Source organism: Marivita sp., assembly GCF_048006345.1.
Lineage (GTDB): Bacteria > Pseudomonadota > Alphaproteobacteria > Rhodobacterales > Rhodobacteraceae > Marivita.
On the sequence record NZ_CP180351.1, the window covers coordinates 4,395,137 to 4,414,383 of the forward strand.

The following is a 19,247-nucleotide window of genomic DNA, read 5'->3' on the forward strand; positions in this document are numbered from 1 at the left end:
TCCATTCACGTCGCAAAGCGACGTGACGCGCCCACCCGTTCGGTCGCGTCACATCGCTAAACTGAGAAGTTCGACATGCTCACAGCCTCACACTATCACAACCACACCCACGGCACGCCCGCTGACCGTATCTCTCTCAGCTACGAGTCCCGGTTCCTGCGGCGGCGTGTCCTCACAACCGATGGCGGTCTCGAATTCCTGCTGGACCTCGAACAGACCACCTCGCTCGACCATGGCGGTGCAATCAAGCTTGAGGATGGGCGCGAGATCGAAGTGGTCGCGGCCCCCGAACCGCTTTTGGAAATCACCGGCGACAACCTCGTGCGGCTCGCCTGGCACATCGGCAACCGCCACACGCCGTGTCAGGTCGAGGCAACCCGCCTGCTGATCCAGCCCGATCACGTGATCCGCGACATGCTGGGCAAGCTTGGTGCGATGGTGACGGAACGCGTCGAACCTTTCACCCCGGAAGGAGGAGCCTACGGCCATGGACGGACCCATTCGCACGCCCACTGACCCGATCCTGACGCTGGCACAATGGCTTTCACCCGGCTTTCCGATCGGGGCCTTCGCCTATTCGAGCGGTTTGGAACAGGCGATTGCCGACAAGGTGGTGACACCCACCAATGTGGAGGACTGGCTGTCGGACATGCTGCGCGACGGTAACGGTGTGAGCGACGCCATCCTGATCCGGGCTGCCGCCAGCGGCGCGGACCCATGGGACGTGGACCAGACCGCGCGCGCCTTCTGTCCCAGCCGGGAACGACTTTTGGAGATCGACGCACAGGGCGCTGCCTTCTGCGACCAGCTCCGTTCCAATTGGGGGATCGACGTGACAAACCTCACCTACCCGGTGGCACTTGGTGTCGGCATCAGGCAGCTTGATCTGCCCCTCACCATGGCAGTGCAGATGTACCTGCACGCCTGGGTCGCCGCCGTGGTCGCCGCCTGCCAACGCCTGATGGCGCTGGGTCAGACGGAGGCACAAAGGGTCGTCGCCGCGCTGTCGCCGCTCTGTTCAGAGATTGCCGCGCTGACCGAAACCCAATCGCTTGACGATCTGACCAGCCAGAGCTTTGCTGCCGATATCGCCGCGATGCGTCACGAAACCCTCAGCCCAAGGATTTTCCGCACATGAGCACCCGCAATGGACCCCTTCGTGTTGGCATCGGTGGCCCGGTTGGTGCGGGTAAGACTTCTCTCACCGCAGCGCTGGCGAAGCGGCTCAAGGACACCCATTCGGTGGGTGTGATCACAAATGACATCTACACGCAGGAAGACGCCGAGGCGCTGATGCGGATGCAGATCCTGCCGCAGGACCGGGTGATCGGGGTCGAAACCGGCGGTTGCCCGCACACCGCGATCCGCGAGGACGCGTCGATCAACCTCGCCGCCGTGGCCGAGATGGTGCGGCGTCATCCCGATGTCGAAGTGGTGCTGATCGAATCCGGTGGCGACAACCTATCGGCCACCTTCAGCCCGGAACTGGCCGATGTGACGCTCTATGTGATCGACGTGGCGGCGGGTGAGGAAATCCCCCGAAAAGGCGGGCCCGCGCTGACCCGGTCGGACATCCTTGTGATCAACAAAACCGACCTTGCGCCCTATGTCGGCGCGTCGCTCGACGTGATGGACCGCGACGCCACAAAGATGCGGGAAGGTCGTCCCTTTGTCTTTGCTGCCATCCGCCATGATCAGGGCGTCGACGAAGTTCTGGGGCATTTGAAGAAAATGACTGGGCTTTAAGCCGATTGATGTCATACTATCTTGACTTTACCAACGTATACTTTCGATCATTTTGTGTGTAACCTTGCCAGAGCAACAACCCATAGTGTCAGGCTCATGCCGGAATCCGGAAAACAAATCGCGGCTCTGCCTATAAGGTGGAAAGAGGATGGGACCTTTCAGGTTCTCATGGTCACGTCGCGCGATACCGGAAGATGGATCATGCCCAAGGGCTGGACGATGGACGGCAAGAAACCCTGGCATGCCGCAGAGATCGAAGCGCTCGAAGAGGCGGGCGCGGTTGGCTATATCGGGACCGAGGTGATCGGTTCGTACACCTACAAGAAAAAGCTGGCAGACGGGTCAAACCTCAAATGCGAGGTCGATGTCTATCCGATGGTTGTTGAGCGGCTGGAACGGAACTGGAAAGAGCGGCATCAGCGCAAACGCCGCTGGTTCACCCCCAAGAGCGCCGCCAAACGGGTGAACGAACGCAAGCTGGCAAAACTGCTCAAAAGCCTTGCGAAGAAACCGTCGAAACAGCCTGTTATCCGCGAGTTTCTCAAGGCATCGTGATCGGCTGGGCGCGTCAGATCAGTCGTATTGAACGATCACACATTCGAAATCTTCGGCGCTGGTCACGCGTGTATGGTGACCTTTGCCGTGTCGGTCTTCCATACGCCAGACATCGCCGGATCTGATCCGCCGTTTCTCCCCGTCGCTGGCCGTGACCTCGACCTCTCCCCGAAGGCAGATAAGGGTCTGGCGCACTGGAGTGGGGTGGATCGGTTCATCCCAACCCGCCCGCAGCCTCAGGAACAAACTGTGGGTTGCGGCCTCCGGCTCCGAGATTTCGATGGCTTTGGCCGGCGGTGCAAAACTCCGTTCCTCCAAAGACACCGGCTGGTCGCTCCAGTGGCTCTCGCCCGCCTCATCCGCGTAAAGCAGGTGAACATGCATGGTCGCGCTCCTGTTCTCGATAGGCACAAGGTTACAGAGCTGCATGCCGTCCAGTCAATCAACCGGCAAGCCGCTGGGAACCCGATCTGGCCGTCCAAGAGGGCGCTCCATCGCGCTTACCCCGGTCAGGCTCTCGAGGAACGCCACGAGATCATCCACCTGTGGCTCGGTCAGTGAGACCGGTCGCACGTCAAGGGTGGCTGCGTGACGCTCCATTTCCAGACGATCGGATTGAATGACAAAGTCGATCTGCTGCAACCACGGCACCTCTGGCAGCGCCGCCCGCGTCGGTGTCCAGTCTGCGCGCATCGACACCGGATCGGCCATGTGCCGCACCATGTCGCGCAGGTTGGCATAGGCTCCGTTATGACCATAAGGCGCGGTCAGGGTGACATTGCGCAACGGGGGCGTCCGGAACCGATAGGCATCCTCCAGATCATCGGTCGCCCCCATGCGTCCCACGTCGCGCGGGATCGGGTCCCATTGCCGCGTGCGTCCGGGGCCAAACGGCGGCAGGGCCATCGCGTGAAAGTCCTGATCCGTCAGCAGCGGGCCGTTGTGACACTGGGCACAGCGCGCCTCGCCAAAAAACAACTGACGCCCGCGCTCGGCCGCTTCGGGCAACGGTGTTCCATCTGTCAGGAACGCATCATAGGGGCTGTCGTAGTTCGCCCATTCGGTGCCGATGAAGGCCGCCAGCGCATTGCCGATCTCGACGATGGTCACGTCCTCGGGCCGGTCGATATGGTCGAACGCCTGAACGAACATCTCGCCATATTCCGGGATAGTGCGCACCCGTTTGGCCAGGATCGGCCAACCAAGATCGATCCGGTCGGTGACCGCGCCAATCACCTCGTTCTCGCCGGTATTCCCGGCCATTTCGAACTGCGCCGTCATCGGGAAGAGTGCTTGTGCTGCAAGGATCGTCTCCAAACCCTGCGGCAGCCATTCCTCGGCGGGGCTGTCATATCCGTTGCCGTAGATGTCCGAAATTTCCAGCCGCCCGTCATGGAACAGCACCCGCACGTCTTTGTGCCCAAGATTCCACAGCGCAGGCGCGTTGCGCGGGATGCGTTTGCGGATGCGATCCGCCCCGTCGCCGGGCGTCCGCTTGGGCCCAAGACCGACGCCGCCCTCACCAATCCCAAGCGAGAGACCATCGGTCCCGCCAAGGTCGTGATGGTGGCATGTGCCGCAGGAGATGTTCTTGTTCCCGCTCAGAATCTTGTCGTAGAAAAGGAGTTGACCCAGCCGCGCCTGATCGGCATCGAAGGCGATGAAATCTTCGGCGCTGATCGGTTGGGCTACGGCAGGTGCGGCCAGAGACAAAGAGACGAGCAAACCAAGATGAAGCTGACCCATTGGATGTTTGCCTGTTGCCTGCTGGCGACCCCGGTTCTTGCGGATATCGAAGATGCCCGCGACCTGATGGAAGAGGGCCGCTTTGAAGAGGCCTATGACGCGCTCTGGCCCGCCGCGCGGTCGGGCAATGCCGAGGCCGAGGAACTGATCGGCGTCATGTACGCGCTGGGTCTGGGCGTCGATCAGGACTATGTCCGCGCCTTCGACTGGTATCTGCGCTCTGCCATGAAGGGCCATGCAGGCGCGCAATCGGGCGTCGGCTGGTACTATGAAACCGGCCTTGGCCTGCCCGCCCCGGACCTCGTTCGCGCCTTCCTGTGGTACCAGCTCAGCACCATCGGCGGAGACCCCGACGCGGCCATTTCGGTCGAGGAGGTGGTCAAGAAAATGACGCCGGATCAGATCGAACATGCGCAACAGCTCGTGGATGACTACAGGGTCTGGCTCTACCCGTTTCGGTGAGTGTTGCGGATGTGGTTAACAGGGGCGAGTGGCAGGAGTGTGGCACTGATCGCATTTTCGAAAATGCGGCGAAGCGCCTTCGAGGCACGATTGCATAATTGATCAGTATTGTTGACACAACCATGAAGCACCTGTTTGCTCTACCTTAATACTTTTGCGGGAAGCTTCATGATTCTAAGCGAGATTATTTCGCGCGAAAAAAAGAATGTGTTTGTGTCGGCTTGGACTGACGAAAAACCAAAGCGCAAGGACTACCCATTGTCTTGCAAGGCTGGTGGGCGATTTCCGTTAACTCGAAAATGGCGATGGACGACTGTTGGATTTGATGTTTCGGGGTCTTCGTACCGGATCATGGTTGCGTATCACAAGGACGTTCCTGAGTACCAAGCCGTTCTGGGCGAGTGTGATGGGGCCGATACGAAGGTTCTTGCGAGACTGGAGTATCATGCTGCGCATCCAATCGTAGGATGGCATATTCACGCCGTGTGCAAGGACGGAGCTGAGGTTGAAGCAGGCGTCATGAAACCACATGGTCAGCGACGTTTGCCTGATGCAAGAAGCCATCACCGTCGCAATCAGTACCTTGATGGATTTTCATTGAGTGAAGAATCCATGAATGATAACATGGCATTAGACATCGCTGCGAAATGGTTTGGGTTCAAGCATCAAACCTCTTGGAGTATTTGAAGGCGCAAATGAACCTCCAAAAACGCATATGTGAAGCATTCTGCTCGGAAGTCTCGGTTCACCCATTCGAGGGCGGGTTTGGTGTTTCGACGCCGTTTGCTGACTCTGTGAGCGGCGACCAACTTGGTTTTTATGTTTTGAATCGAGGAGACGCTAGGGAGTTCAAAATTGTTGATAACGCGCTTACGGTTGAGCGTTTCGAAAGCGAAGGAGCCGGGTTGGACTCCAAGCAACGATTAGAGTCGTTTAACGAGATCTTATCTGCTTATGGGGGCTCTTACGACGAAGAAACGGGCGAATTGCACATGTCTGGGGTCAGGTCACAGGACATTGAAAGGAAGTCGTTAGATTTCATGGCGATGCTGCTAAGGCTTCAAGACATGTACCTTTTTACCAAAGAGCGTGTCAGAAATACGTTTCTCGAAGATGTCGCGAACAGGTTGAATGACCTCAATGTGGCAGGTCTTACCGTACAGGCAGATCAGCCGGTAAGTGATAAACTCGGTGAAGTAGTCCCAGATTATGTTCTGCGCAAAGATGGTGTTAGTAGGCCAGTGGCACTCTTCGTGGTAAACGGTAACGAAAAGCTTTGGCAAGCTATGCACTTACGCATGGTTGCTGACTACGAGGCTAAGCAGCCTTTGTCAGTGGTAGCGCTGCTGGAAACAGACACAACTGGCAGCCAAAAAACGCGGGCTAAGGCATCCAATCGCTTGGATGCAATGCCAAATTGGCGTGGTGATGAGGCTGCTGCGCTAGGGCGAATACTGAAAGAAGTGGAAGTGGGAAATGATCGTCTCCACTGAAGAGTTTTAAAACACAGACAGAAAATTCGTGAATGAAGCTGAGCCCCACATGGCAGGCTCAACTTCATTCACGGGTCAATCTGACGATGATCAAACTTCAAACAGTGCTGCAACCAAATTGAGTAACTCCGACGAGTCTTGGGTCAACCTGTCGATAGGTTAGGCACTTTCCTCCCGACATCGAAAGCGCGTCGTCGATGCGCGGCTCTCCACCGAACGCCCCATTTCCAACCCGTTAACCAACCCTCCCGCATACCCCCGCCCACAAAGCGCTTTGAGCGGGAAGGGTCACTCCCATGCCGCGACACACAGAACTGACACCCTCTCACATGCCGGAAGGCTGACCATGAGAGACCGGTTTCCGTACAGGCTTGGGTCTCCCCCAAGTACAGGTCGCCCGTTGAACTCGGGGATGTTGAGAGAACCGTCAGGCCCATGGGGCGGCGCCGCTTCTTCTCGTTTACACCGTCATCTTCGGGCGAAGACCCGAGGACCTCAGACCGAAGAGATCCTCGGGACTTCGCCCGAGGATGACAACAGACGTGTCACAGAGATCCTCGGGTCAGGCCCGAGGATGACGGTTTGGCATGCCCGGCAGATGCCCGGCCTACACCAGATCACACCGGTGGCATGAGTCCTGACCGAAACCGCACCCGTAGGCCGGGCATTTGCCCGGCACACCTCCACCAAAGTGCCAACGAAAAAAGGCCCCGGAGTGTCCTCCGAGGCCCAATCGTGCATTCCGAACCAAATCAGTTCAGGTCGGCTTCGTACTCTGCCGCCAGATCAGCTTCGGCTTCGGCCACAGCTTTCATCAGCGCCTCGAAAATCTCCGGGCCGCCATCGACATTCGCCTGGAACCAGTCGAACACGGGTGCTGCGGCATCACGGAAGGCCGCCTTTTCTTCCGGGGTCGGCACGTAGAGGTCACCACCGCCCGCGACGAAATCCTCATAGGCCTGGATCGACTTGCGCTTGGGCGAGGCGAATGTTGCCTGCTGGAGCGCAGAGAACCCATCGACCACGACGCGGCGCAGGTCTTCTGGCATGTCCATGAACTTCGCGTTGTTCATGACCCAGATCGCGCCCATGTAGGCGTGACCGTCAAGCGTCAGGTACTTGAGGCCTGCATCCGGGAATTTCATGCCCATGATGTCGGTGATGCCGTTCTTGGAGCCGTCAACCACACCGGTCTGGATCGAGGTGAACAGTTCCGGCCAGCTGATCGGGGTCGGGGCGGCACCAAGAACCTTCACCAGCTCCTGCGGCAGGTCGGCCACAACGGTGCGGATTTTCAGACCTTCGAGGTCGGACGGCTGGGTCACACGGCGCTGCGTGTTGGCAAAGTTGCGCCAGCCGCCGGTGTTGCCGATGGTCATGATGCGGATCGTATCGCCGCTGTCTTCCAGCGCCATATTGCGCATGGTGCGGGTGAAATCGCCCGACAGAACGTGCTCTGCCACGCGGTCATCCGACATCAGGTACGGCAGGTCGAGCACCTGTACATAGGGGAAGATGCCCGCAGCACCGCCAGAGGTGGTCACGAAGACATCGATGGAGCCGTCGGACACACCCTGAAGGCACTCAGCGCCGCCCGAGCAAAGCTGCGTGCCGATGAAGAGTTCCACCGCGATGCGACCGTTGGAGGCGTTTTCGACGTGGTTCTTGAACACCACGAGGCCGTCATAATCCTCGTCGTTCTCGTTCGAGTTGGCCGTGGCGCGGATGGTGAAATCCTGCGCCGCCGCTGTCATTGCGCTTCCGGCGAGCAAGGCCGCCGTCAGTGCCACTTTTGTAAGACCTTTGAGCATAGTGTACTCCCTGTTGCTTTCTCTTGGTCGGTTACACGGGCCATGTGACCCGCAGATGTCAGTCCGCGAACCCGGTCAGGCGCGGAATGGTCATGGATATTTCCGGGATGAAGGTGATCAGGAAGATCACCACGATTTCTACGGCAAGGAAGGGCAGGATCGCCTTGGAAATGGTCTCGACCCGTTCGCCCGACACCGATGATGCGACAAAAAGCACAAGGCCCATCGGGGGTGTCGCCAGACCAACCGTCAGGTTGACGGACATGATGATGGCGAAATGGATCGGATCGACTCCCATTTCCACGAAGATCGGCCCAAGGATCGGTCCAAGGATGATGATCGCGGGGCCCGCGTCGAGGAACATGCCCACGACGAACAGCAGGAGGTTGATCAGGAACAACAGGACCAACGGGTTCTCGCTGAGGCTCAGCACGAATTCTGCCAATATCTCCGGCGTGTGCGACAGGGACACCACCGTCTTGAAGGCCATCGCGGCCCCCACCAGAAGCAGCACCGTGGCCGAGGTCATCGCGGCGCGCATGAACACGTCCGGCAGGTCGCGGAGTGTCAGGGTGCGCAGGATGAACATACCGACGATGATCGCATAGCCCACGGCCACGGCGGCGGCCTCGGTTGGGGTGAAGACACCGCCAAGGATGCCACCCAGGATGATCACGGGGGTCATCAGCGGGAAGAACGCCTTGAGCGAGGCATTGCCCCTCTCGCCCCAGCTGGCCTTGGCACGCGAGGCGGGAAAGTCGTATTTGTCGGCCATGAACTTGACCATGATCATCAGGCCGACACCGACGAGGATGCCTGGGATGATGCCCGCAAGGAACAGGGCAGCGACGGATTCCCCCATCACATAGGCGTAGATGATCATGATGCCCGACGGCGGAATGATCGGGCCGATCACCGAGCTTGCGGCGGTGATGGCGGCGGCGAATTTGCGGGTGTAACCCTCTTTCTCCATCGCGGGGATCAGCATCGACCCCAGCGCCGAGGTGTCGGCCACGGCGGATCCGGACAACCCGGCAAAGAGCATCGAGCTGAGCACGTTCACATGCGCCAGTCCGCCACGGAAGTGGCCCATCATCGCCTGAGAGAACTCGACCAGCCGCATGGTGATGCCACCGCGATTCATCAGCTCGCCCGCCAGCATGAAGAACGGGATCGCCATCAGGGGAAAAGACGCCATGCCGTTATAGACGTTGCGATAGAGAAGGATCAGATCGCGATCCTGGCCGTTGAGCCACAGCAGGATGCCGGGGGCGGCCAGCATGCCGAAGAACACCGGCAGGCCGATCATCAGGAACAGCAGGAACAGGGGAAGGAACCAGACCAGCATTGGTTTACTCCGCCGTCAATTCGGCATCGAAAGCAGGCCGCAAGCGATCCTCCCCTCCTGCCAGAGTGATGAGATTGCGCAGGATCAATTCGATATTGACGATGAAGAGCAGCCAGAGCCCGACCACCAGTGACCCGATCTGCCAGGAATTCGGCATCTTCACCCAGCCGTCAGGCGTGGGATACTTGAGTGAGGCGCTTTTGAATTTGCCCGCAAGGCCACTCATCTCGGTCAGCCCCATCTGAGCGCCGAGATACAGCACGAGGCCCGAGATCAGAAGAAGCAGCAGTGCCAATACCGCCGCGCCGCGCTTGGGAAGGGCAGAGGACAGGATTTCCAGCGCGACGAAGCCACCCCGCCGATAGGCCGATGGCGCGATGGCGGCTGTCATCCAGAGCATCAGGAAGATGGCGGCTTCCTCGGGCCAGGGCAGGGCGTTGCCCAGAACATAGCGACAAAAGACCTGCAGAAGGATCGCGCAGACCATCAGACCGATGGCGACGATCGCAATCCAGCGACCGATCCGCAATACGATGTCGAGCACGGCTTCCAATGGCTTCAAAAGCCAAAGCAAAATGGCCATGACTGGCCTCCTCCCTTGTCCCTCACCGGCCTCCTCGCCGGTGGCCCCGTTTGTTGTGTTATCGGGGCGGTTTATGTCGCTGCAGTAAATCCTCCGTAGCGTCCGCTGTAAAACAAAAGCGGGTCTCCTTCCCGCGTGGTCACCCGGCGCACGCGGGCGATGACGATGGAATGGTCGCCGCCGTCATGTTCGGCCACCTTGGTACATTCGAACCGGCTCAGACAGCCGTTCAGAAGCGGCACATTGTGATCGCCCGTTTCCCAGTCGAACTGGTCGAACGCATCGCCGTTGCGCGCAAAGGCGGTGCACAGCCCGGCCTGTTCTGCGCCGACGACATGGATTGCGAAGTGATCGGCAGCCATGAAGAAGGGATAGCGGCTTGACGATTTCGCAGGCGACCACAACACCAAAGGCGGGTCGAGCGACACACTGGCAAAGCTGTTGGCGGTGATACCCAGAGGCCCGTCGCCCGCATCGCAGGTGATGATTGTCACCCCGGTTCCGAAACGACCGAGGGCATCGCGAAACTCGCGGCTGTTGTCCTGTGCGGGATCAAAACTATGCGTCAAGGCGTTCATCGCGTGTCTCAGGCCACTTCATGGCCAAGGGCGTGGGTGTAAAGCTCAAACCATGTCTCCCGGTCGATCTGTATCCGGGCAGCATCGCCGATGCGCTTGATGCGGTCCAGATTGTTTGTTCCAAGCACAGGTAGAATGCGGGCCGGATGCGCCAAGAGCCATGCGACCGCGACTGCGGCATCGTCCACACCACGATCATCGCCAATGGTCTTGAGCGCTGTGCGCAGAGCGGCGTTTTTCGGCTCGAAAAGCGCACCACCACCAAGCGGCGACCACGCCATCGGCGGCTGTCCGTTCTTCTGGTGGAAGGCGATATCGCCATTGGTGAAGGGCGCGTGATGCAGCAGGCTGATTTCGATCTGGTTGGTGACCAGCGGGGTCTTCATCGACGACTGCAACAGCTCCCAATCCCAGGGGCGGAAATTCGACACGCCGACCGCGCGGACTTTACCAGAGGCCACCACTTCGTCCAACGCGGCACCGGTTTCGCAGGCATCCATCAGCGGATCGGGGCGGTGGATCAACAGAAGGTCGATATGATCGATCTTCATCAGCCGCAGCGAATGGTCGACCGAAGACAGGATATGCGCGCGCGACGTGTCGTAGTATTTGACCCGCGCGTTTGCATAGCGCCCAACCGGGGCCACGATATCGCATTTGGTCACGATCTCGATCTGGTTGCGCAACTCGGGTGTGAGCGCGGAGCCGAGGATTTCTTCGGCTTCATAGCCACCATAGATATCCGCCTGATCCATCGTCGTGATGCCCTGATCGAGACAGGCACTGATCTTGTTGCGGATGTGATCCACGCTGGTGTCGGCATCGTCACCCAGCCGCCACATGCCATAGACAAGGCGGCTCATTTCGAGGGCGTCGTTGAGTTTTACGCGGTCCATGGTCATCCTTGTGCGTTTGCAGATTTTGGTTCTTGGAGTTGAGACATGCCGCACGCCGTTGCTCGGTAAACACCAGCGTTGCGGCTTGCTTTGCGGCCTGTGGCTAGATTCTTCGTAGAAGAATTTAGGCGCTCTCCATAAAATTCTGGTAAACCGTGAACAGGCATCAGCGACGCTCCCCGGCACCCAGAGGCGTCATCGGCGTGCTCGCTGGCACACGCCCATAGGCATGGTTGAGTTGCACGGTCTTCAGCTGCGGCAAGACGCGGTTGCCGAAGTGGCGACACTCGTCCAGATGCGGATAACCCGACAGGATGAAGGCGCGGATTCCCATCTTCTGGTACTGCTCCAATTCGCTCAGCACCTGATCGGTGGACCCGACCAGCGCCGCGCCACAGCCCGAGCGCGCCCGGCCCACACCTGTCCAGAGATGCGGCTCGACAAAGCCTTCCATATCCGCGAGTTCGCGGTTCTTGGCCTGATGCGACACGCCAAGCGAGGTCGCGTCCAGCGCACGTTCGCGGATTGTCTTGCCCTGTTCGTCGTCCAGCTTGCTGACGATATGCTGCGCGTATTCGCGGGCCTCGGCCTCGGTGTCGCGCACGATGACATGCACGCGCAGACCGTAATCCAGTGTACGACCATAGCGCTCGGCCACCGCGTTCACGTCTTTCATCCGCTGCGCCAGCGCCTCTTTCGGCTCGGGCCACATGAGGTAGACGTCGCAATGTTGACCACAGAGTTCCAGCGCATCGGGGGAGTAACCGCCGAAATACAGAAGCGGGCCGTTCGTCTGGTAGGGTACTGCCGGATCGGTGGTCAGGCCTTCAAAATTGTAGACATCGCCTTTGTAGGTGATCTCGCCCTGCGTCCACGCCTGTTTGAGGATCTCCACCACCTCGCGCGAGCGCTGGTAGCGCAGTTTGCTGTCTTCCTTCTCGCCCGGAAAATCGGACGAGATGATGTTCACCGTCAGCCGCCCTTCGAGCATGTGGTCGAGTGTGGCAATCGTGCGGGCCAGCATGATCGGCTGCATTTCCCCACAACGCACAGCGGCCAGCATATTGATCTTGTCGGTGATCGGCGCGCAGCCAGCGACAAACGACAGCGTGTCTTGACCGACCTGATAGGACGACGGGCAAAGGATGTTGCGGAACCCTTGCGCCTCGGCCTCTTTCACGATGGAGGAGCAATGCGCAAAGCTTGACCGCAGCTTGCCATCGGGCACACCGAGGAATTCGTAATCATCCGAACAGAGCGCCGCGAACCACGAAACCTCTACCGCGTCGAGGTCTGGGGAGGTGATCGGCACGATGGTCATAAGGTGTCTCCGAGGCGCATGATTTCCTCTTGCGTAGCACTGGCAAAAATGTAGATCAATAGTGTATCAATTTTTGGTGTGAGAAATGTCCGACACCCATGCCTTGCCGAAATATGTCCAGATCAGCGAATTGCTGATCCGGGACATTCAGGCTGGTCGTCTGGTTGATGGCGAACGCCTGCCGCCCGAACGGGAGATGGCGGCGCGTCTTGGCATTTCTGTTGGGACGCTGCGCAAATCGCTGAATGAGTTGACCGCTCAGGGGATGCTTGAGCGGGTGCAGGGGTCGGGCAACTACGTTCGGGCCAAGCCCGGCGCGCAATCGGTCTATGCGTTCTTCCGGGTTGAACTGATTGATGGTGGGGGCCTGCCGACGGCAGAGCTTTTGTCGGTGGATCGCTTGATCAAGCCTGATGGCTTTCCGCGCTTTGGCACAATGCCCGAGGGACACCGGATTCGTCGCTTGCGGCGTCTGAACGGGGTGCCAGCGGTGCTAGAGGAAATCTGGCTCGATGGCGGCTATGTCGACCGGATCGATACGGTGGCATTGCGCGAGTCTCTGTACCTCTACTACCGGGAGGCGCTGGGTCTCTGGATCACCAAGGCGGTGGACCGCCTGGATCTCGACACCGTACCGGACTGGGCCCCTGCCAGCTTTGGCCTGGCATCGGGTCAGCCCTGCATGCGGGCGACACGGGTCAGCTACGGCCCCGAAGGCGAGGCGGCCGAAGCCTCATGGAACTGGATCAACACAGACGTCGCGCGCTACGTCGCGCGCATCACCTAAGCCGCACGGGCGTGCGCATCACCTGAAGGACCAACATGAAAGTCATCAATTACGGCATCATCGGATGCGGCATGATGGGGCAGGAGCACCTGCGCAATATCGCGTTGCTCGAAGGCGCGCGGGTCGCGGCGATCTATGAGCCGGACGAGATCATGGCGGCGGCGGCCAAGGCGATTGCAGTGAATGCGAAGCTTGAGGCATCGATCGAAGATCTGCTGGCGCGCGATGATCTGGACTGTCTGCTGGTGGCCAGCCCGAACCATTGCCACATCGACGCGCTGGAGCAGATCGCGGAATTGAACCCTTTGCCGCTCTTGATGGAAAAGCCGCTTTATACCGATCCCGCCGACATCGCGCGCATCGACGCGATTGCAGCGAGCTACCCGTCGCCGATCTGGGTGGCGATGGAATACCGCTACATGCCTCCGATCCAGACCTTTGCCGAAGAGGTGCAGCGCGCCACGGGCGGGGTCAAGATGCTCACCATCCGCGAGCACCGTTTTCCCTTCCTGCACAAGGTTGGCGACTGGAACCGCTTCAACCGGAACACGGGCGGCACGCTGGTCGAGAAGTGCTGCCACTTCTTCGACCTTATGCGTCTGATCCTCGGGTCCGATCCCGTGCGGGTGACCGCGAGCGCGGGCCAGGAGGTCAACCACCTGAATGAGACCTATCATGGCGAGGTTCCCGACATCTGGGACACCGCGTATGTGATCGTCGATTTCGCCAATGGCGCGCGGGCGATGTTGGAATTGTGCATGTATGCCGAAGGCTCGAAATACCAGGAAGAGATCAGCGCGGTTGGTCCGAACGGCAAGATCGAAGCCTTCGTTCCCGGTCCGGGCCGGTTCTGGCCGACGCATCTGGGGGAGCCGCCGGTGGCGCAGGTCATCATCTCTCCGCGCCATCCGAAAGGGCCGCAGGCGGTCGATATTCCGGTCGATCCGACCATCCTTGATGCGGGTGACCACAATGGATCGACCTTTTACCAGCATGCACGCTTCCTTGATCTGGTGCGAAATGGGGGGGCGCCTGAGGTGTCAATAGAAGATGGCGCATGGGCTGTTCGGATGGGCATTGCTGCGCAAAAATCCGCCTCATCCCATAGCGTTGTCACCGAAATCTGACCACATTCAGGTCGGGCTTTTCCCGCAACACTCTGCCGTAAAGGGGAAAAAAACGAAATTTCGCCACAATCTCCGCTTTGACCAAAAGGTTTTTTCATCTATCAAAAGTTAGAGCAAAAAAATGCCGAACCCGAAAACGGGCGGTCTTGAGGTAGAGCGGTGTAGTTATGAATGCGATTAATTTCGTTGTCCGTACGCGTACGGGTTCGATCGAACGTGGCGTAGTTGGTGCTGATGATCTGGGGTATCTGATCGACGCGTCTGGCGGTCGCGAAGTCTCCATTAACCTTCATAGGTCCGATCTGCGCAGCTATGACCGCGCCGAGAATGACTTGCACATTCTCTTGGCAGATGGCCGGGTGATCGTCCTTGAGGATTACTTTGGTTCTGGCGGAAGCCGCCTGTTCCTGAGCACCGATGGCGTTCTGAGCGAAGTGGCCTTTGCAGAAGGGGACGGCGGGGCGCTGTTCGCGCAATATGCCGATGTCGCGGCCTGGGGCAAATGGAGCCCGGATGACAGCCTGATCTTCTTTGATCGCGCCGAAGTGGTGGCCGCTGACTACGTCGCCGCCGAAGACGAAGGCGGGGTAACCATGCTGGCCGCTGGCCTTCTTGCGGGTGGTGGCTTGCTGCCCTGGTTGGCAGGTGGCGCGGCGGTGGCAACCGGAGCTGCCGTGCTTGGCGGCGATGGCGATGGCGGCGGCGGTGGCGGTAGTCTGACGGGCAACAATGGCGAGAGTGGCGGCCCGAAGCCTCCAACCGTGAATGACGGCGAATTTGTCATCGGCGGCGATGGCCTTACCGAAGAAGACCGGACTGTTCTTGTCAGCGGCACCGCGAATTCCGGCGACACCGTCGTCGTTGTGATCGGCGACAAGACACAAACTACGACCACCGGCACTGACGGCAAGTGGGAAGTGATTTTTGACGGACCGGACTTCCCTGCGGATGGCAATTACACCACCACGGTCACGGTGACCGGGGGTGGCGGATCGACCACCACATTGACCGGCCCGACCGTGATCATCGACACGACACCTCCGCCCCTCGCGATCACAAGCGGCACCACGTCGAGCGGCGACATCATCACCGAGATCGAATTCGACGGTGGCGCAACCATCACCGGCACAACAGAAATCGGCGCTTCGGTTGTTCTGATCGCGGGTGGCGTGAGCCATGTCGCCGAGGTGGACGCACAAGGCAACTGGAGCGTGACACTAACCAGTTCGACCTTCGAGCGCGGTGAGTATGTCGAAGCGATCCGCGTCATCGCGACCGACAGTTTCAACAACTCCACCACCATCAACGACGGCGTCGAGATCGACACCGTGTCGGGTGTCACGATCAACACCACAACCATCGAAACCGATGGCATCATCAACGCCGAAGAGCGCAGCGATGGTGTTCAGATCACTGGCACCACCGATGTGGGTTCTTCTGTTGTGGTCGAGATGAACGGCTATACCCGGACCGCCGTGGTCGATGCGCAGGGCAACTGGACGGTGACCTTTATCGCCACGGAAATTCCGGTGGGCGAACAGAACCTGACGATCAACGCAACCTCGACCGACGAAGTGGGCAACACCAGCAGTGCGACCGGGCAGGTCGTGTTGGACACTTGGGTGCGCAACTTTGACATCACCAGTCAGGCGGGTGGCGCCGATGGTATCGTGAACGCGCAAGAGGCCATGCAGGGCATGGTGGTGACCGGCACAACAGAGCCGGGCGCGTCGGTGTCCGTGACGCTTGGCGGTGTGTCGCGCAGCGCCAGCGTCGACGCGCAGGGCAACTGGACGGTGACATTCACGGCCAACGAACTGCCCAGCGGCGAACAGACCGCCACTCTGACGGCAAGCTCGACCGATCTGGCGGGCAATACGGCAACGGAAACACGCAGCGTGATCTTCGACACGGATGCGGGCCTGCTGACGATCAGCCCCGCGCCGATCGAAACCGACGATGTCATCAACCATGTCGAAGCGTCCGATGGCGTTGTGATCACAGGCACATCGACGCCGTTTGCTATGGTTGATGTGACCCTGGACGGTGTCAGCAAAACCGTACAGACCGACGGATCCGGCATCTGGCGCGCCAATTATGCGGCGGGCGAAATTCGCCCCGGCGAATACGAAGCGCAGATCACTGCCTATACCATTGACGCGGCAGGCAACGAACTGACGCGGTCCGACACCGTGATGGTCGACACTCTGGTCCGCAACTTTGCGGTCAGTGCAAACCCGGTCACAGCAGACAACATCGTCAACGATGCGGAACAGGGGCAGGGTGTGACGCTGAGCGGTACTACAGAGCCGGGCGCAACCGTGACTGTGGTTGTCGAAGGTGTCAGCCGTTTGGCCACCGTCGATGCCGCGGGCAACTGGACCGCGCGGTTCTCGGGGACCGATCTGCGCGATGGCACCTACACCACCACGGCGCAAATCAACACGCAGGACCGGGCGGGCAACACCGCGACCACTACCAAGACCTTCCAGGTCGATACGGAAGTCGTCCCGCTCACGTCGAGCAGCCGGCCGGGTGGCGCCGATGGCGTTGTCAGCGAGGCAGAGGCGGCGCAGGGCTTTACGCTGACCGGTCAGGTCGAGCAGGGCTCAACCGTCGAAGTGACCATCGGAGGCCAGCGCCTGACCGCGCAGGTCAGCGGCAGCACATGGTCCCTGGCGGTTCCCGTCAGCGTGATCCCGATGTCCGATGGTGAAAACGTGTCGATCCAGATCGCCGCGACCGACCGCGCAGGCAACACCAAGTCGATCACCGAAACCATGGTGGTGGACAACGTGGCCCCCGATGCGCCCGACATGACGGCGATCACATGGGATCAAAGTCAGGCTCCGCGGGGGATCATCCTCGAAACCACGGACAACGATGTATCCATCGTCCGCGTCGGCGCAGGCGGCGTCCAGACCGTTGGCTTCAACGATCAGGACAACAGCTTCACTGGCGAGACCAGCTACACCTTCAACAACGTCGTGCCGGATGGATCGCACCTCGTGGTCACTGCCACCGACAGCGCAGGCAACAGCACAGGCACCTACGTGGTGCTGGGTGACCCGGATGTCAGCCGCAGCAACGTGAGCCTCGCCAGCAATATTGGTGGACGCGAGATCGACGTGATCGACCTCGAATTCACCGAAGAGGCGACGCTGACGATCACCGAAGCGCAGATCGTCGCGATCACGGGTGAGGACAATACAGTCCGAGTTCTGGGCAACAGCGACGACTCGGTGCGGATCACCGGCGCAACCCGCACCGGCACCCGGTTCGAGGACGGTCAGAGCTTCGACGTCTACGATCTGGGCGATGCCACCGTGCTGGTCGACGACGACATCAACAACGTCACAATCTGAGCAAAAGGATAGACTGTTCGGGCCATCAAGCGATGGCCCGGGCCCCGAAACAAAAAAAGCCAAAGGCGGGGGGCTCGATCGAGATGAGGCAGAATACAAGGGTCATGGCAGGGGCAGTCCTCGCGGTAACGGCTCTTTCGGGGTGTATGCAGGATATGGGCGACGGGGCCGTGTCGCGGTTTTTGTCCGCGCAGCCGGACGTGCGCACAGATGTGACAGGCGAGACCAAGACGGCCGCTCCCAAACCGGTCACGATGCAAGAGGCGTCCCCGATCATCGCAGAACTGGCCGCGCGGCAAAGCGTTCTGACGCCTGGAAGCCCCTATGCCGAGGTTGCTGCGGGTGTGCTGGCCGCCGATGCGCGGGTGGCGGAAGCGGAACTGCATGTCGCGCAGCTGCGCGCCGAGGCGGCGTCCAAGAACTGGTGGCCGACGATTTCCCCGCGTATCACTTTGACCTCTCTGAGCGACGTGGTTGCCGATCTGGTGATCAACCAGGTCCTTTTCGATAACGGCCGCAAGGCAGCCGAGCGCGATCTGGCCAAGGCGGATGTGGAAATGGCCGCTGTCGCCCTGTCGGAAAGCAGCAACAAACGTGTTTATGACGGGTTGGTGCTGTATCTTCAGGCCGAAGAAGGCCGCGCGGCGGCAGATCTTTACGGTCAGGCGCTCAAGGACATGGGCCATTTCGAATGGGTCATGAACGAACGTGTTCAGGGCGGCGTGTCGGATTTTTCCGATCTCAACGTGCTGAAACAGAAACTGGCCGATCTGCGCGCCCGGGATGCAGCGGCGCGCGAAAAGACGACCCGCGCGGTGGCTGAACTGAACGCGATGTCGGCGGTCTCTCTGTCCGGTCAGCGCGGCTTGCGCGGCATGGGCAGCACCCCGTCGGATCAATCGCTTAACGTCCTGCGCGCCAAGGTGGAACGCGACCGGCAGCTGGCGCAGGCCAAGATCGCCCGCGCTGGGCATCTGCCCGGTCTGTCAGCGGGAGGAAGCGTGCGCAATGGCGGCGAAGGACTGGCCCTGAGCGTAAACACAGAACAGATGCTGGGCATTGGCACAGGCGCGTCCTTGCAAGCTATCGAGGCCACCAAGATCACCGCAGATCGCAAGGTGACCGAGGCCGAGGATATCTCGCGTCGGTCCATCGAAGCCGATCAGCGCAGCATCGCCGCGCTGAAGCGGCAGGCGGCCGAGGCCGAAGGGCTGACCGCGCAGGCCAAAACCAATCTCGACCTGTTCCAGCGCCAATACGATGCGGGCACGCGTCAGGTGATGGACGTGGTCAGCGTCTACGAGACCTTCCTGCGCGCGCTGGAAAAACAACTCGACCTGAAGTTTCAGGCCGCACGTGCCGAACTGGACGCCGCCAAGCGGCTGGGCGTTCTTGCCGATGGAGCAAAGATTTGAGCGGCGTCAGTAAC

The 19,247-nt window shown here is 60.0% G+C and carries 19 protein-coding genes; 11 read left to right on the forward strand and 8 right to left on the reverse strand.

Annotated elements, in window-relative coordinates:
* The first annotated feature begins 75 nt into the window (after nt 1-75).
* From ACMVPR_RS21350 to ACMVPR_RS21365, 4 genes are all read left to right on the forward strand, one after another.
* Nucleotides 76-516, forward strand: a complete 441-nt coding sequence (locus tag ACMVPR_RS21350) for an urease accessory protein UreE (RefSeq protein WP_300586273.1) — start codon at nt 76-78, stop codon at nt 514-516.
* Nucleotides 488-1,138: an urease accessory protein UreF gene (locus ACMVPR_RS21355; RefSeq protein ID WP_416884503.1), complete on the forward strand. Its 651-nt coding sequence runs from the start codon at nt 488-490 to the stop codon at nt 1,136-1,138. Before ACMVPR_RS21350 ends, ACMVPR_RS21355 begins: the two co-directional genes overlap by 29 nt.
* A complete protein-coding gene (ureG, locus tag ACMVPR_RS21360; protein WP_300586278.1) occupies nt 1,135-1,746 on the forward strand; it encodes an urease accessory protein UreG in 612 nt (203 codons plus the stop codon). Before ACMVPR_RS21355 ends, ureG begins: the two co-directional genes overlap by 4 nt.
* 96 nt (nt 1,747-1,842) lie before the next feature.
* The gene (locus tag ACMVPR_RS21365; RefSeq protein WP_300586280.1) at nt 1,843-2,301 is read left to right on the forward strand and encodes an NUDIX hydrolase; all 459 of its coding nucleotides are present in this window, start codon (nt 1,843-1,845) and stop codon (nt 2,299-2,301) included.
* An 18-nt stretch (nt 2,302-2,319) separates the two neighbouring features.
* On the opposite strand, the gene ACMVPR_RS21370 is transcribed toward ACMVPR_RS21365, so the two are convergent.
* Nucleotides 2,320-2,685, reverse strand: a complete 366-nt coding sequence (locus ACMVPR_RS21370) for a cupin domain-containing protein (RefSeq protein ID WP_416884504.1) — start codon at nt 2,683-2,685, stop codon at nt 2,320-2,322.
* Between the two features lie 54 nt (nt 2,686-2,739).
* Nucleotides 2,740-4,047 carry a cytochrome-c peroxidase gene (locus tag ACMVPR_RS21375; RefSeq protein WP_416884505.1) on the reverse strand — a complete coding sequence of 436 codons (1,308 nt, stop codon included), beginning with the start codon at nt 4,045-4,047 and terminating at the stop codon, nt 2,740-2,742.
* On the opposite strand from ACMVPR_RS21375, the gene ACMVPR_RS21380 reads away from it, so the two are divergent.
* The 3 genes from ACMVPR_RS21380 (at nt 4,033) to ACMVPR_RS21390 (ending at nt 6,002) form a co-directional block, all read left to right on the forward strand.
* On the forward strand, nt 4,033-4,509 hold the full coding sequence (locus ACMVPR_RS21380) for a tetratricopeptide repeat protein (RefSeq protein WP_300586286.1): 477 nt from the start codon (nt 4,033-4,035) through the stop codon (nt 4,507-4,509). The genes ACMVPR_RS21375 and ACMVPR_RS21380 overlap by 15 nt on opposite strands.
* A 168-nt stretch (nt 4,510-4,677) precedes the next feature.
* Nucleotides 4,678-5,196 carry a hypothetical protein gene (locus ACMVPR_RS21385; protein WP_416884506.1) on the forward strand — a complete coding sequence of 173 codons (519 nt, stop codon included), beginning with the start codon at nt 4,678-4,680 and terminating at the stop codon, nt 5,194-5,196.
* 8 nt (nt 5,197-5,204) lie between these two features.
* The gene (locus tag ACMVPR_RS21390; protein WP_416884507.1) at nt 5,205-6,002 is read left to right on the forward strand and encodes a DUF1828 domain-containing protein; all 798 of its coding nucleotides are present in this window, start codon (nt 5,205-5,207) and stop codon (nt 6,000-6,002) included.
* Between the two features lie 752 nt (nt 6,003-6,754).
* On the opposite strand, the gene dctP is transcribed toward ACMVPR_RS21390, so the two are convergent.
* The 6 genes from dctP to ACMVPR_RS21420 all read right to left on the reverse strand — a co-directional run bounded on the left by dctP (nt 6,755) and on the right by ACMVPR_RS21420 (nt 12,539).
* On the reverse strand, nt 6,755-7,813 hold the full coding sequence (dctP, locus tag ACMVPR_RS21395) for a TRAP transporter substrate-binding protein DctP (RefSeq protein ID WP_416884508.1): 1,059 nt from the start codon (nt 7,811-7,813) through the stop codon (nt 6,755-6,757).
* 58 nt (nt 7,814-7,871) lie between these two features.
* The gene (locus ACMVPR_RS21400; protein WP_300586291.1) at nt 7,872-9,161 is read right to left on the reverse strand and encodes a TRAP transporter large permease; all 1,290 of its coding nucleotides are present in this window, start codon (nt 9,159-9,161) and stop codon (nt 7,872-7,874) included.
* Between the two features lie 4 nt (nt 9,162-9,165).
* Nucleotides 9,166-9,744, reverse strand: coding sequence for a TRAP transporter small permease (locus ACMVPR_RS21405; RefSeq protein ID WP_416884509.1), 579 nt, complete (start codon nt 9,742-9,744; stop codon nt 9,166-9,168).
* Nucleotides 9,745-9,815: 71 nt separating this feature from the next.
* A complete protein-coding gene (locus tag ACMVPR_RS21410) occupies nt 9,816-10,322 on the reverse strand; it encodes a flavin reductase family protein (RefSeq protein WP_416884510.1) in 507 nt (168 codons plus the stop codon).
* Between the two features lie 8 nt (nt 10,323-10,330).
* The gene (locus ACMVPR_RS21415; RefSeq protein ID WP_416884511.1) at nt 10,331-11,218 is read right to left on the reverse strand and encodes an aldo/keto reductase; all 888 of its coding nucleotides are present in this window, start codon (nt 11,216-11,218) and stop codon (nt 10,331-10,333) included.
* A 166-nt stretch (nt 11,219-11,384) separates the two neighbouring features.
* Nucleotides 11,385-12,539 carry an LLM class flavin-dependent oxidoreductase gene (locus ACMVPR_RS21420; RefSeq protein ID WP_416884512.1) on the reverse strand — a complete coding sequence of 385 codons (1,155 nt, stop codon included), beginning with the start codon at nt 12,537-12,539 and terminating at the stop codon, nt 11,385-11,387.
* A gap of 85 nt (nt 12,540-12,624) precedes the next feature.
* On the opposite strand from ACMVPR_RS21420, the gene ACMVPR_RS21425 reads away from it, so the two are divergent.
* The 4 genes from ACMVPR_RS21425 to ACMVPR_RS21440 all read left to right on the forward strand — a co-directional run bounded on the left by ACMVPR_RS21425 (nt 12,625) and on the right by ACMVPR_RS21440 (nt 19,233).
* The gene (locus ACMVPR_RS21425) at nt 12,625-13,326 is read left to right on the forward strand and encodes a GntR family transcriptional regulator (protein WP_300586301.1); all 702 of its coding nucleotides are present in this window, start codon (nt 12,625-12,627) and stop codon (nt 13,324-13,326) included.
* Nucleotides 13,327-13,361: 35 nt separating this feature from the next.
* Nucleotides 13,362-14,453, forward strand: coding sequence for a Gfo/Idh/MocA family protein (locus ACMVPR_RS21430; RefSeq protein ID WP_416884513.1), 1,092 nt, complete (start codon nt 13,362-13,364; stop codon nt 14,451-14,453).
* A gap of 167 nt (nt 14,454-14,620) precedes the next feature.
* The gene (locus ACMVPR_RS21435) at nt 14,621-17,818 is read left to right on the forward strand and encodes an Ig-like domain-containing protein (RefSeq protein ID WP_416884514.1); all 3,198 of its coding nucleotides are present in this window, start codon (nt 14,621-14,623) and stop codon (nt 17,816-17,818) included.
* 104 nt (nt 17,819-17,922) lie between these two features.
* The gene (locus ACMVPR_RS21440; RefSeq protein ID WP_416884515.1) at nt 17,923-19,233 is read left to right on the forward strand and encodes a TolC family protein; all 1,311 of its coding nucleotides are present in this window, start codon (nt 17,923-17,925) and stop codon (nt 19,231-19,233) included.
* Nucleotides 19,234-19,247 lie beyond the last annotated feature (14 nt).

Bases quoted from the DNA above. Each gene is read 5' to 3' on its own strand.
- ACMVPR_RS21440 (WP_416884515.1), top strand. From the start codon at position 17,923: ATGGCAGGGGCAGTCCTCGCGGTAACGGCTCTTTCGGGGTGTATGCAG.
- ACMVPR_RS21370 (WP_416884504.1), bottom strand. From the start codon at position 2,685: ATGCATGTTCACCTGCTTTACGCGGATGAGGCGGGCGAGAGCCACTGG.
- ACMVPR_RS21365 (WP_300586280.1), top strand. From the start codon at position 1,843: ATGCCGGAATCCGGAAAACAAATCGCGGCTCTGCCTATAAGGTGGAAA.
- dctP (WP_416884508.1), bottom strand. From the start codon at position 7,813: ATGCTCAAAGGTCTTACAAAAGTGGCACTGACGGCGGCCTTGCTCGCC.
- ureG (WP_300586278.1), top strand. From the start codon at position 1,135: ATGAGCACCCGCAATGGACCCCTTCGTGTTGGCATCGGTGGCCCGGTT.
- ACMVPR_RS21390 (WP_416884507.1), top strand. From the start codon at position 5,205: ATGAACCTCCAAAAACGCATATGTGAAGCATTCTGCTCGGAAGTCTCG.
- ACMVPR_RS21380 (WP_300586286.1), top strand. From the start codon at position 4,033: ATGAAGCTGACCCATTGGATGTTTGCCTGTTGCCTGCTGGCGACCCCG.
- ACMVPR_RS21400 (WP_300586291.1), bottom strand. From the start codon at position 9,161: ATGCTGGTCTGGTTCCTTCCCCTGTTCCTGCTGTTCCTGATGATCGGC.
- ACMVPR_RS21415 (WP_416884511.1), bottom strand. From the start codon at position 11,218: ATGGACCGCGTAAAACTCAACGACGCCCTCGAAATGAGCCGCCTTGTC.
- ACMVPR_RS21375 (WP_416884505.1), bottom strand. From the start codon at position 4,047: ATGGGTCAGCTTCATCTTGGTTTGCTCGTCTCTTTGTCTCTGGCCGCA.
- ACMVPR_RS21385 (WP_416884506.1), top strand. From the start codon at position 4,678: ATGATTCTAAGCGAGATTATTTCGCGCGAAAAAAAGAATGTGTTTGTG.
- ACMVPR_RS21355 (WP_416884503.1), top strand. From the start codon at position 488: ATGGACGGACCCATTCGCACGCCCACTGACCCGATCCTGACGCTGGCA.
- ACMVPR_RS21350 (WP_300586273.1), top strand. From the start codon at position 76: ATGCTCACAGCCTCACACTATCACAACCACACCCACGGCACGCCCGCT.
- ACMVPR_RS21420 (WP_416884512.1), bottom strand. From the start codon at position 12,539: ATGACCATCGTGCCGATCACCTCCCCAGACCTCGACGCGGTAGAGGTT.
- ACMVPR_RS21410 (WP_416884510.1), bottom strand. From the start codon at position 10,322: ATGAACGCCTTGACGCATAGTTTTGATCCCGCACAGGACAACAGCCGC.
- ACMVPR_RS21435 (WP_416884514.1), top strand. From the start codon at position 14,621: ATGAATGCGATTAATTTCGTTGTCCGTACGCGTACGGGTTCGATCGAA.
- ACMVPR_RS21425 (WP_300586301.1), top strand. From the start codon at position 12,625: ATGTCCGACACCCATGCCTTGCCGAAATATGTCCAGATCAGCGAATTG.
- ACMVPR_RS21430 (WP_416884513.1), top strand. From the start codon at position 13,362: ATGAAAGTCATCAATTACGGCATCATCGGATGCGGCATGATGGGGCAG.
- ACMVPR_RS21405 (WP_416884509.1), bottom strand. From the start codon at position 9,744: ATGGCCATTTTGCTTTGGCTTTTGAAGCCATTGGAAGCCGTGCTCGAC.